Origin of the sequence: Phytobacter massiliensis JC163 (assembly GCF_000321045.1) — a bacterium.
Lineage (GTDB): Bacteria > Pseudomonadota > Gammaproteobacteria > Enterobacterales > Enterobacteriaceae > Phytobacter_A > Phytobacter_A massiliensis.
The window spans coordinates 1,831,001-1,843,108 of sequence record NZ_HE578945.1; the positions used below are offsets into that span (position 1 = coordinate 1,831,001).

The 12,108-nt window shown below is 58.7% G+C and carries 11 protein-coding genes and 1 riboswitch; of the genes, 2 read left to right on the forward strand and 9 right to left on the reverse strand.

Annotated features, from left to right (window positions below; translation table 11 throughout):
- Positions 1-6: 6 nt before the first annotated feature.
- Genes ENTHG_RS08975 through ENTHG_RS08990 form a run of 4 tightly spaced genes read right to left on the reverse strand, consistent with a single transcriptional unit; the run spans position 7 to position 3,404 of the window.
- The gene (locus ENTHG_RS08975; protein WP_044178131.1) at positions 7-735 is read right to left on the reverse strand and encodes an urea amidolyase associated protein UAAP1; all 729 of its coding nucleotides are present in this window, start codon (positions 733-735) and stop codon (positions 7-9) included.
- On the reverse strand, positions 732-1,514 hold the full coding sequence (locus tag ENTHG_RS08980) for an ABC transporter ATP-binding protein (RefSeq protein ID WP_044178134.1): 783 nt from the start codon (positions 1,512-1,514) through the stop codon (positions 732-734). Before ENTHG_RS08980 ends, ENTHG_RS08975 begins: the two co-directional genes overlap by 4 nt.
- On the reverse strand, positions 1,511-2,326 hold the full coding sequence (locus ENTHG_RS08985; RefSeq protein WP_044178137.1) for an ABC transporter permease: 816 nt from the start codon (positions 2,324-2,326) through the stop codon (positions 1,511-1,513). The genes ENTHG_RS08980 and ENTHG_RS08985 overlap by 4 nt, the downstream gene beginning before the upstream one ends.
- A 19-nt stretch (positions 2,327-2,345) precedes the next feature.
- Positions 2,346-3,404 carry a putative urea ABC transporter substrate-binding protein gene (locus ENTHG_RS08990; RefSeq protein WP_044178140.1) on the reverse strand — a complete coding sequence of 353 codons (1,059 nt, stop codon included), beginning with the start codon at positions 3,402-3,404 and terminating at the stop codon, positions 2,346-2,348.
- 57 nt (positions 3,405-3,461) lie between these two features.
- A riboswitch (guanidine-I (ykkC/yxkD leader) is annotated at positions 3,462-3,562 on the reverse strand.
- A 444-nt stretch (positions 3,563-4,006) separates the two neighbouring features.
- Between ENTHG_RS08990 and rimO the strand changes: the two genes are divergently transcribed.
- Complete coding sequence (gene rimO, locus ENTHG_RS08995; protein WP_044178143.1) at positions 4,007-5,332, forward strand: 30S ribosomal protein S12 methylthiotransferase RimO; 1,326 nt, start codon at positions 4,007-4,009, stop codon at positions 5,330-5,332.
- A gap of 36 nt (positions 5,333-5,368) precedes the next feature.
- On the opposite strand, the gene ENTHG_RS09000 is transcribed toward rimO, so the two are convergent.
- Positions 5,369-6,706, reverse strand: coding sequence for an MFS transporter (locus ENTHG_RS09000; RefSeq protein ID WP_044178146.1), 1,338 nt, complete (start codon positions 6,704-6,706; stop codon positions 5,369-5,371).
- A 39-nt stretch (positions 6,707-6,745) separates the two neighbouring features.
- Positions 6,746-7,702 carry a 2-hydroxyacid dehydrogenase gene (locus ENTHG_RS09005; RefSeq protein WP_237567461.1) on the reverse strand — a complete coding sequence of 319 codons (957 nt, stop codon included), beginning with the start codon at positions 7,700-7,702 and terminating at the stop codon, positions 6,746-6,748.
- Between the two features lie 94 nt (positions 7,703-7,796).
- Here ENTHG_RS09005 and ENTHG_RS09010 point away from each other — a divergent pair, with 94 nt between their 5' ends.
- Positions 7,797-8,684: a LysR family transcriptional regulator gene (locus ENTHG_RS09010; protein ID WP_044178152.1), complete on the forward strand. Its 888-nt coding sequence runs from the start codon at positions 7,797-7,799 to the stop codon at positions 8,682-8,684.
- Here ENTHG_RS09010 and gsiD read toward each other — a convergent pair.
- The 3 genes from gsiD to gsiB are packed head-to-tail and all read right to left on the reverse strand — an operon-like array spanning position 8,674 to position 12,095.
- Positions 8,674-9,585: a glutathione ABC transporter permease GsiD gene (gene gsiD, locus ENTHG_RS09015; protein WP_044178155.1), complete on the reverse strand. Its 912-nt coding sequence runs from the start codon at positions 9,583-9,585 to the stop codon at positions 8,674-8,676. The genes ENTHG_RS09010 and gsiD overlap by 11 nt on opposite strands.
- Positions 9,586-9,587: 2 nt before the next feature.
- A complete protein-coding gene (gene gsiC / locus ENTHG_RS09020; RefSeq protein WP_044178158.1) occupies positions 9,588-10,508 on the reverse strand; it encodes a glutathione ABC transporter permease GsiC in 921 nt (306 codons plus the stop codon).
- 48 nt (positions 10,509-10,556) lie between these two features.
- Positions 10,557-12,095 carry a glutathione ABC transporter substrate-binding protein GsiB gene (gene gsiB / locus ENTHG_RS09025; RefSeq protein WP_044178161.1) on the reverse strand — a complete coding sequence of 513 codons (1,539 nt, stop codon included), beginning with the start codon at positions 12,093-12,095 and terminating at the stop codon, positions 10,557-10,559.
- Positions 12,096-12,108 lie beyond the last annotated feature (13 nt).

A 12,108-nucleotide genomic window follows, 5' to 3' on the forward strand; every position in this document is an offset into this window, starting at 1 on the left:
GGCTCCTTACAGGGCGAATAGACGCGTGTTAGTAAAAGCGCGGTCGTTTTCCGGGCGTGTTAACAATGCATCGATAGCCGCCTGCTCGCTGGCCGCCTGCCGCCAGGCAAGCTGGACGGGTCTGGGCGCATATTCCGCTGAGGGATCCAGCGGATGCGGCAGCGCGGTTAAGACAACCAGCGTGTCCATCGGCGCGAAAAGGTCGACGTAGCTGCCGGGGCGGGAGTGGCCGGCGTGAAAAGTAAAACGCCCGCTCGCGTCCACCGTGACCTTGCTAAAGAAGTTCACCACCATCAGCAGGTCTTCAAGGTTGAGATCCCATTTGCCCATCTCCACCAGCAGGTTGTCGGTACCGTTGCGGTAGAAAGCGTTGCGCCGCTCCTGGTAGCGGCCCTGACCGTATTTTTCCGCCACTTCGGCCGCGTTGAGCACGCCGCCAAAGGGGTCATGCCAGCCGCAGGTGTCGGCCACAATGCCCGCCAGCACGCGCCCCATATCGGAATAGAGACAGTGGCCGGTGGTCAGGCGGGCGGTGTGCTGGCCTTTCAGGGTATCCGGCAGGTTCAGCCGCTCGCTTTTTTCATGGGCATTGAACAGCATCATGCTGACGTTGGCCCCGCCTTCGCTGTCGGTCATACGTAAAAGCTGGCCGCGCCTGAGGATAAATGAGCGATGGCCGCCGCCGGGGACGGTCTCTTCATGCAGGGTGTCTGCGGCGCTGTCGAATAAAGTCATCGTGAACTCCTTAACGCATAGATGTTGTCGGGCTGCGGCCCGGTAAGCTGCGCCAGCCGCGCTTCATTAAGCGGAATGTCATAGGTGATGCGCGCCCCCCAGGCGTTCGGGGCATGCGGGTCAATGCGCACCTTGTCAAAGACCAGCAGCCGGGTGCCGAGGTTAAAGCCCTCGGAGAGATCGTGGGTCACCATAAAGACCGTCATCCGCGTCTCGCTCCAGAGCTGGAGCAGCAGCGCGTGCATATCTTTACGGATACCCGGATCGAGCGCGCCGAAAGGCTCGTCAAGCAGCAGCACACGCGGCTGCATCATAAAAGCCTGGGCGATGGCGAGGCGCTGCTGCATACCGCCGGAGAGCTGCGCCGGGTATTTATCCAGCGCCTGACCCAGCCCGACCTTCTCCAGCATCAGCCGCGCCCGCTCCCGCGCCTCGCGCTTGCGCGCGCCGAACAGGCGGCCCAGCAGCGGAGCCTGCGGCAGTTCAAGGCCGATGGTGACGTTGTCCAGCACATTCAGATGGGGAAAGACGGAGTAGCGCTGAAACACCACGCCCCGGCTGCGGTCCGGCTCGGCCTGCAGCGGTTTGCCATCCAGCAGGATAGTGCCGCGACTCGGCGCTTCCTGGCCCAGCAGCAGGCGCAAAAAGGTCGACTTCCCACAGCCGGACGCGCCGACCATCGAGCAGAACTCGCCGGCATTGACCTGCAGGTTGATGCGCTCCAGCACGACGTGATCGCCGTATTCCTGCCAGATATTGTTGATCTCGATAAAGCTCATGCCCGCCCTCCCTGCGCCCACGGAAAACAGGCCTTATGCAGCTGGCGCAGGGCCAGGTCCATCAGCCACGCCAGCAGGGTTATCCACACCACATAGGGGATGATGACGTCCATGGCCATGTAGCGGCGCACGAGGAAGATGCGGTAGCCGAGACCGGCGGTAGAGGAGATAGCCTCCGCCGAAATAAGAAACAGCCACGCCGACCCCAGCATCAGGCGCAGCGAGGTGAGCAGCCGGGAGAGCAGCTGCGGCAGCACCACCCGCAGCACCAGCGTCCAGCTTGAGGCACCAAGCGTCTGAGCCTTGATGAGTATTTCCGAAGGGATTTCGCAGGCGCGGTGTTCCAGGTCGCGCGCCAGCATCGGGGTGATGCCAATCACAATCAGCATGATTTTCGATAATTCATCCAGCCCGAAGACAATAAACAGCACCGGTAAAATGGCCAGCGGCGGGATCATCGACAGCACGGTCATCAGCGGCGACAGGGAAGCGCGCCACAGTGGGAAGACCCCGGCGGCGATGCCGAGGCACAGTCCCGCCAGCGAGGCGATAAGCAGCCCGGTCAGCAGACGCGTCAGGCTGACCAGGGTGTCAGCCCAGAGCAGGTACTCCCCGCTGCGTTTGTCCGGGGTGAACGCCATTCGCGCTACCGCGTCCAGCATCTGCTGCAGGCCGGGCAGGAGCTTATCCTGCGGGTTGGCCTCAAGGCGTACCGCAGAGCCCAGAAAATAGGCCGCCAGTAAAATAGCGAACGGAAGCAGAACAAGCGCAAGCCGCATGCCCCGGTTCGGGTGGCGATTGATAAGTCGCATGGCGTCAGTTCCTTCTGGCTCAGAGCTTGCCTTCAGCGGCCATCTTGATAAAGCTGTCGTCAAAGCGCAGCTTCACGTTGCTCGCATCCCCCTGGGTGACGTTGCCCGGAAATGCCATCCCGATAAACGCCGCGCTCTGCGCGCCGTCGCCCAGCAGCCCTTTATCAAAGGAGAACTGCGCCACGCGCTGCATGGTTTTTGGTAGATCGGCCGCGGTCATAAACTTGAGGTTTTCCGCCGGGGTATAAAAAAGATGCGTGGTTTTGAGCTGCGCCTGGTAGCCCGCCAGATCGGTGCCGGAGGCCGCCGCCATGGCATTAAGCGCCGCGCTATCCTGCGCCTTCATCTTCGCCATCATTTCAAACCAGGCGCCGGTGAGCGCTTTCCCCAACGCCGGGTTATCTTTCAGGGTCTGGGTGTTCACCACCATCATGTCGATAAGTTCCCCCGGCACCTGCGACGAGCTAAACACTTCGCTGGTATCCGGGGTGGCTTTAATCACCGACAGTTGCGGGTTCCATGCCACGGCGGCCTGCACGCTATCGGTGGCGAAGGCTGATACGATATCGGCATCGGAGGTGTTCACCACGGTGACATCTTTCTCCGCCAGCCCGGCCTTCTCCAGCCCGCGCACCAGCAGATAGTGGGAGACCGAAAGCTCCGGCAGGTAGATCTTTTGCCCTTTCAGATCGGCCAGGGTTTTACCTTTGCCCTTCATGACCACGCCGTCGTTGCCTTCGGAATAGCTGCCGGGGATCAAGGCCGTGGTGTCCACGCCGCCTGCCGCCGGGATTGTCAGCGCGTCCATATTGGTCATGGTGCAGCCGTCAAACTGCCCTGCGGTGTACTGGTTAATGGATTCGATATAGTCGTTGAGCTGGACGATATTGATTTTGATGCCGTACTTGTCGGCCCATTTATCGATGATTTTGCTGTTGCTGATGGTGCCCCACGGCATCCAGCCCGCATAAATCGTCCAGCAGACGTTGAACTCTTTTTTTACAGCGGCAACGGCTGGAAAGGTGGTCAGGATGACCAGCGACAGCGCGAGAGAGCGGATAAATGACGATGTCTTCATTATGGACCTCTGGTTGGCACAAAAATTAGGGGCAGCGCGACACCCACTGGTGCTGCTGTCTCCCGGGTTTTTGTCCCGCCGTGTAACCTCTCAGAGGTCGCCAGCTCTTGGACCAGCCGTTCGCCTGAAGGCGAACCGGAACCCTAGCCAGCTATTTGCAAATTGTGTGTTGCACTGCCACAGCAACAGTGCAAGCGGTGTGCCAGTTTTTCATTTCAGTAAATTCAATAAGTTAATGAAAAAAGCAATGCGCTGTTGCCATTTTGGGGAGCCACCATGAGGCAGCGCACTGTAATGGTGCCTCATGGCGGTGTGATGAGAATCACGTTGTTACCGCTTCGTTATGAATTGCCATGAAAATAGCTGACAACCGATGATTAGCAGGCTACTATTTAGGACGTAAACCATTATGTTTCCTACCAGTCACCTGTGTGGAATATGCCGTCCAGTCCGGGCGGCTTTTTTTGCCCGCGCAGCGGCGGATGCGCCTACGCTTATGCCGCCCCGCAGATCAGCGCCGCCAAACTTATCCCTGTAATTCGTTTGCTAATCTCTGTACAATCCCTGCCCTGAACCTCCTATAACTGATTATTTTTTAAACTATGAGCAATGTCACCACGCAGCCGAAAATCGGCTTTGTCTCCCTTGGCTGTCCGAAAAACCTCGTCGATTCCGAGCGCATCCTGACTGAACTGCGCACCGAAGGCTATGACGTGGTGCCGAGCTACGACAATGCCGATATGGTTATCGTTAATACCTGCGGCTTTATCGATAGCGCGGTACAGGAGTCGCTGGAAGCCATTGGCGAAGCGCTGAATGAAAACGGCAAGGTTATCGTAACCGGCTGTCTTGGCGCGAAGGAAGATCAGATCCGCGAAGTGCACCCGAAAGTGCTGGAGATCACCGGGCCGCACAGCTACGAGCAGGTGCTTGAGCATGTGCACCACTATGTGCCAAAACCGCAGCACAATCCGTTCCTGAGCCTGGTGCCGGAACAGGGGGTTAAGCTGACGCCGCGTCACTACGCCTACCTGAAAATTTCCGAAGGTTGCAACCATCGCTGCACCTTCTGCATTATTCCGTCAATGCGCGGCGATCTGGTAAGCCGCCCGATTGGCGATGTCCTAAGCGAGGCAAAACGGCTGGTGGACGCCGGGGTGAAGGAGATTCTGGTTATCTCTCAGGATACCTCCGCCTACGGCGTGGACGTGAAGCACCGCACCGGTTTTCACAACGGCGAACCAGTTAAAACCAGCATGGTCGGCCTGTGCGAACAGCTCTCTAAGCTCGGCGTCTGGACGCGCCTGCACTACGTCTACCCTTACCCCCATGTGGATGATGTCATCCCGCTGATGGCAGAGGGTAAAATCCTTCCCTATCTGGATATCCCCCTGCAGCACGCCAGCCCGCGCATTCTGAAACTGATGAAGCGCCCCGGCTCCGTTGATCGTCAACTGGCGCGCATTAAGCAGTGGCGCGAAATCTGCCCTGAGCTGACCCTGCGCTCCACCTTTATTGTCGGCTTCCCTGGCGAAACCGAAGAAGATTTCCAGATGCTGCTCGACTTCCTCAAAGAAGCGCGCCTGGATCGCGTCGGCTGCTTTAAATACAGCCCGGTGGAAGGCGCGACCGCTAACGAACTGGCGGATCAGGTGCCGGAAGAGGTGAAAGAGGAGCGCTGGAACCGCTTTATGCAGCTGCAACAGCAGATCTCCGCTGAACGTCTGCAGGAGAAGGTGGGCCGCGAGATTGTGGTTATCGTTGATGAGGTGGACGAAGAAGGCGCCATTGGCCGCAGCATGGCCGACGCGCCGGAAATCGACGGCGCCGTCTACCTGAACGGTGAGACAAAAGTGAAACCCGGCGATGTGATTCGTGTGAAGGTAGAGCACGCGGATGAGTACGACCTGTGGGGCACCCGCGTCTAAGACAACACCGCCGCCTGGATTCAGGCGGCGATTTTATTACTCCCCAACACGCTCAAAGCGGGTGGCAATCACCAGGTAGCTTATTACCGCCAGCACCCCATGCGCCGCCACAAACCACAGCGCGTTGTTAAACGAGCCGGTGACGGTCACCACATAACCAATCACCAGCGGCGTAACGATACCAGCAATATTACCAATCCCGTTAAATACCCCGCCGCACAGGCCAATCATGGTTTTCGGCGCGACATCCGACAGCACCGCCCAGCCCACCGCCGCAAACCCTTTACCGAAGAAGGCCAGCGCCATCAGGAAGATCACCGCGCTATTGGTATCCACAAAGTTGGCGAAAACCAGCATAGTCGACAGCCCCATTCCGAGCACAAAGGGCGTTTTACGGGCGCGGGAGGGGTGTACTCCGCGGCCGATCAGGACATCGGAAAGGTAGCCGCCCAGCAACCCGCCGGTAAAACCGCAGATAGCGGGCAGCGCGGCGACCCAGCCCGCCTGCATGATGGTCATGCCGCGTCCCTGAATCAGGTAGATGGGAAACCAGGTGATGAAGAAATAGGTCAGCGCGGTAATGCAGTACTGGCCGAGGTAAATGGCCCACAGATTACGGCTGTTGAACAGGCATTTCACGTCGCGCAGCGCGGTCTTTTTCTTTTTACCCGCGCCTTCGCTGTCGAGATCCACCAGCGCCCCGCCCTCGCGCATCAACGTTTTCTCTGCTTCTGTCAGGCGCGGGTCCTTATGCGGCTCTTTATACCAGGCGAACCACAGCGCCGCCAGCGCCAGCCCTACGCCCCCCATCCACAAAAAGACGTGCTCCCAGCCCCAGGCGTGGGTCAGCCAGGCCATGATCGGCGTAAAGACCACCACGGCCATATACTGCCCGGAGTTAAACAGCGCCGAAGCCACGCCGCGCTCGCGGGTTGGAAACCAGCTGGAGACGATACGCGAGTTCGCCGGAAAGGCGGGCGACTCCACCAGGCCAAGCATAAAGCGCATCAGAAACAAGGTCATCGCCGCCAGGCTGCCGGTGAGGCCAATCCAGCCCACCGTTCCCTGCAGCATGGTGAATACCGACCACAGCACCAGGCTCATGCCGTACACTTTCTTTGCGCCAAAGCGGTCGAGCAGCCAGCCGCCGGGAATTTGCCCCAGCGCGTAGGCCCAGGCAAAAGCGGAGAAGATCATCCCCAGCATCAACGGATCAAGCCCCAGCTCTTTCACGACCGACGTCCCGGCGATGGACATGGTGGCGCGGTCCGCATAGTTGATAACGGTAATGATGAAAATCAGCCCGAGCACCCAGTAGCGATGGTGCCCCACGCGTCTGGTTTGCTCCAGAGAAACATCCATTTGTTTGCTCATAATGTTCTCGCTTTTATTTTTTGTAGGATACAGAAATGATTACACCCGATGGGGAGGCAGCGCGCCGCTAAAGCAGGCCGCCAGGTTTTCCAGCACCATGTTGCCCATTGCCAGCCGCGTCTGAAGCGTGGCGCTGGCCCGGTGCGGCTGAAGGGTGACATTGTTGAGGGTGAAGAAGCCCTCCGGCACATGCGGTTCGCTGGCGAAAACATCCAGACCGGCCCCGGCGATGCGTTTTTCCGTCAGCGCCGCGAGCAGGGCTTTCTCATCCACCAGCTTGCCGCGCGCCACATTGATGAAATACCCCTGCGGGCCAAGCGCCTGCAGCACGGATTCAGTAATGATGACGTTGCCGCTGTCGGCAGAGGCGGCGAGTATCAGCACGTCCACCTCCTGCGCCAGCGCATGGAGATCCGCGACGAAGGGGTAATCGAGCGTCGGAATGGCGGCGAGATCGGTATAGAGAATACGGGTGTCGAACGCGCTCACGCGGCGGGCAATAGCCTGGCCAACGCGTCCCATGCCAATGATGCCGACCGTGACGCCGGTGACTTTACGCGCCAGCGGCAGGTTGGTCTGCGGCCAGCGCCCTGAACGCACCACCTGCTCCCCTTCGCTCATCTGCCGCAGGGTAGAGATCAGCAGCCCCAGCGCCATGTCCGCCACGTCGTCGGTCAGCACGCCGGGAGTCGTGGTCACAAAGATACCGCGCCCGGCGGCATACGGCAGGTCAACCGCATCGGTGCCGATCCCGCTCACCGCGACGATTTTCAGCGCCGGCAGCGCGGCCATCATCTCCCGCGACAGCCCTTTCGCTCCGCCCGTCACCACCCCTTCGATTTGCGGGCCGATATCAGCAAGCATTTTCTGGCTGTCGCTCGCCTGATACAGACGGTGCACGTGATAATCGCGCAGCAATATTTCATCAATCGCATCCGGTACCGGCTGAGTTAATAAAATGTGATTTTTAGGCTTGTCGGAATTATTAAACATCATCTTTTTCCATCGAGTTGAAATTAAGTTGATGATGGACAGGGGAATAATTCATGTCTAATATAAATGCGGTATTCATTAATATAAGAATTGAATTATGGATTTACACCAGTTGCGCTGTTTTATCGCCGTGGCCGAAGAGCTGAATTTCGGACGCGCCGCAGCCCGGCTGCATATGACGCAGCCGCCGCTTAGCCGCCAGATCCAACTGCTGGAAAAAAGCCTTGGCGGCGCGCTGTTCGAAAGAAATAATCGTCATGTGCAGCTCACCCATATGGGCAAACATTTGCTGACGGAGTCACGATTAATACTTAAATTAGCCGACCGACTGGAATCATCGGTCCAGCTTTGCGCCTCCGGCGAAACCGGGACGCTGGCGATGGGGTTTACGGCGGTATTTTCGTGGAATTTTATTCCGCAACTGCTCAAAGAGCTGACGGTAAAACTGCCGGGGGTGAATTTTCAGTTATTTGAGCAGGTGTCGCATAAACAAATTAGCTCGATTGAAAACAACAGTATTGACGTTGGTTTTGTGCGCCATGTCCCACCCAATCCGCTGCTGGCGTGGCTGCCGTTGCAGGGAGAGACCTTTGTCGCCGCCTTTCACTGCGACCATCCGCTGGCGCGCAAGCGCAAAATCTCCCTGAGCGCCTTTAACAACGAGCCCTTTTTTCTTTACAGCCCCAACGAAGCGCGCCATTTCTACGACCGCATCACCGACCTGTTTGCCTTTAACGACATCACGCCGGATTTCAAATACCAGCTGGCGCAGACGCACACTATTTTAGGGCTGGTCAACGCCGGGCTGGGGTGCGCCATCGTCCCCGCCTCTTCACGCACGCTGGGGATGCCCAACGTCACGTTTATGAATATCGAAGGGGTGAATATTCAGGCGCACAATTTTCTGGTCTACTCGAAGGCCAATCCAAACCCGGTGCTGCCGGTGTTTCTCAAGGCCCTGAGCGAAGCGTTAATCACCCTTTAATTTTGGGGTCCAGCGCGTCCCGCAGCCCGTCGCCCAGCAGGTTAAAGGCCAGCACGGTCAGAAAAATCGCCACCGCCGGGAAGAGCGCTACGTGCGGGGCCATCACCATATCGGCCCGCGCTTCGTTGAGCATGGCTCCCCACTCCGGGGTTGGCGGCTGTGCGCCAAGGCCCAGGAAAGAGAGGCTTGCCGCCGAGATGATCGACGTGCCGATACGCATGGTGAAATAGACCACGATCGATGACACCGTGCCCGGCAGAATATGGTTAAAGATGATGGCCGCATCGCTCGCGCCGATGCTGCGCGCCGACTCAATAAAAGTCTGGTGCTTAAGTACCAGCGTGTTGCCGCGCACCAGACGGGCGAAGGCCGGGACGGAGAAGACCGCCACGGCGATGATCACATTCGCCATGCCGCTGCCCATCACCGCCACCACCGCAATCGCCAGCAGGATGCCGGGGAAGGCGAACAGCACGTCGCAAATGCGCATGATGATACGGTCCCACCACCCTTCATAATAGCCTGCCAGCAGCCCCAGCACGGTGCCGATAGCCGCGCCAATCAGCACCGCGAACACCCCTGCCGCCAGCGAGATTTGCGCGCCCACCAGCACCCGGCTAAAGATATCCCGCCCGAGGGAGTCCACGCCGAACCAGTGCATCATCGACGGCCCCTCGTTAAGGCGGTCGTAATCAAAATAGTTCTCTGCGTCGAACGGCGCGATCCACGGGGCGATTACCGCCACCACAATCAGCAACAGCACAAACAGCCCGGCGCTCATCGCCAGCGGCTGACGGCGAAAACGCCGCCAGAATTCATGCCAGGGAGCGCGTACCTGCTCCGGTTTCAGCCCGGGCATGGCCTTTAAGATTGCCTGTCGACGCCAGTTTAACAATCGCATCCTTACTTATACCTGATAGCCGGGTTAATGGCGGCGTAGAGCACATCCACCACTAAGTTAATAAGAATAAATTCCAGCGAAAAGAGCAGCACTTCCGCCTGGATAACCGGGTAGTCGCGCATGTCGACCGAGTCCACCAGCAGACGACCAAGGCCGGGCCAGTTAAAGACTTTCTCGACGACAATCGAGCCGCCAAGCAGAAAGCCAAACTGTAGCCCCATCATCGTCACCACCGGGATCAGCGCGTTGCGCAGGCCATGCTTGAGGATGACCCCGCGTTCACGCACCCCTTTGGCGCGAGCGGTACGCATGTAGTCTTCATTCAGCACCTCAACAAACGATGCGCGGGTAAAGCGGGCCATAACCGCCGCCACCGCCGCCCCCAGCGTCAGCGACGGCAGAATATAGTGCCGCCAGCTGTCCGCGCCGACGGTCGGCAGCCAGCCAAGCTCCACCGAAAAGACCTGCATCAGCAGCATGCCCAGCGCGAAGGCGGGAAAGGAGATGCCCGTTACCGCCAGCGCCATGCCGAGCCTGTCCGGCCAGCGGTTGCGCCACACCGCCGCCGCGATGCCCGCCACGAGGCCAAACAGCATGGCCCAGATCATACTGGCGAAGGTCAGCAGCAGCGTGGGCATAAAACGGCTGGCTATCTCTTCCGACACCGGGCGACGCGACGCCATCGAGACGCCGAAATCACCCTGCAGCACGCTGGTGATGTAGTGCCAGAACTGCACGTAGAGCGGCCTGTCGAGGCCTAACTGCTGGCGTACCAGCCCCACCACCTGCTCGTCGGCTTCCGGCCCGGCAATTAACCGCGCCGGATCGCCGGGGAGCAGATGGACAAATAAAAACACCAGCACCGCCACGATAAGCAGCGTCGGGATAAGTCCCAGCAGGCGTTTCAAAACATAATTCAGCATGTCTTCTTCCCTCACTCCCCCCTCTGGCCGAGAGGGGAAATGAGCTGGTTATTTCAGGTCGGCATCGTCAAAGCTAAAGCCGGTATCGGGCATAATATAAAAACCGGTCAGGTTTTTGTTATGCGCGGAGACCAGTTTCTCCACCACCAGCGGCACCCAGGGCGACTCCTTCCAGATAAGGTCCTGCGCCTCTTTGTACAGGCGGGCTTTCTCATCCTCTTTGGTGGTTTTAAGGGCATCCGCCAGGTCTTTGTCTACCTGAGGATTGCTGTAAAACGCCGTGTTGAAGAGGGTTGGCGGCCAGTTCTGCGAGGCGAACAGCGGCGAAAGCGCCCAGTCGGCTTCGCCGGTTGAAGCCGACCAGCCGGTGTAGAACATCCTTACGCCGCTCTCCTTCTGCCCTTTGCCTTCCACTTCCGCCGCGCGCTGCCCGGCATCCATCGCCGTCACCTGCGCTTTAATCCCCACCTGCGCCAGCTGCTGCTGGGTAAACTGCAACACTTTTTGCGCGGTGCTGTGGTTGTGCGATGACCAGAGCGTGGTGCTGAACCCCTTCGGATAGCCCGCCTCTTTTAGCAGTTCGCGGGCTTTGGCCGGATCGTAAGGCCACGGCTGATAGCTCTGGGCAAAGGCCAGCGAAGGCGGTACGACGCCGGTCGCTGGCGTGGCGTAACCAGCAAAGGCCACTTTGACCAGCGCCTGGCGGTTGATGGCGTAGTTAATCGCTTCACGCACTTTCGGGTTGTCGAACGGCTTCTGGGTGACGTTCATGCTGATATAGCGCTGCATGATTGACGGGCTGGCCACCAGCTCCAGCTTGCTGTTTTTCTGCAGTACCGCCGCCTGCTCATAGGGGATCGGGAAAGCGAACTGCGCCTCGCCGGTTTGCAGCATCGCGGCGCGGGTGTTGTTGTCCACGACCGGACGCCAGGTGATGGTGTCCAGCTTCGGTAGTCCAGACTGCCAGTAGCCCGCGAATTTTTTCACCTTAACAAAATCGGTCTGATTCCAGGTCTCCAGCTCATACGGGCCGGTGCCGACCGGGTGAAAACCAATCTCTTTGCCGTATTTTTTCAGCGCCGCGGGGGAGATCATCGCCGTCGCCGGGTGGGCCAGGATATTGATAAACGCCGAGAACGGCTGTTTTAAGGTGATTTTGACGGTGGTCGGATCCACCGCCTCGGTGCTGGCGATATTTTTATAGAGGTTGTAGCGCTTGAGGCTGTTTTCCGGATTGCTGGCGCGATCGAGGTTCGCCTTTACCGCCTCCGCGTTGAAGTCGGTGCCGTCCTGGAATTTGACGCCGCTGCGCAGTTTAATGGTATACACCAGGCCGTCATCAGAAACGGTATAGCTCTCGGCAAGGACGTTTTTCAGCTTCATGTCTTTATCAAGGCCAAACAGTCCCTGATAGAACGATTTCGCCACCGCCTGCGACAGCGTATCGTTGGCATCATAGGGGTCGAGGGTGGTGAAATTCGACGCCACGGCGACAACGACATCTTTGGCGGCCATTGCAGGCGCGGCGGCGAGTGCGGCCGCTACGGCAAACGCGACCCGCCACTTACGTGATACTGATGGTGTCATAATGTTCTCCTGA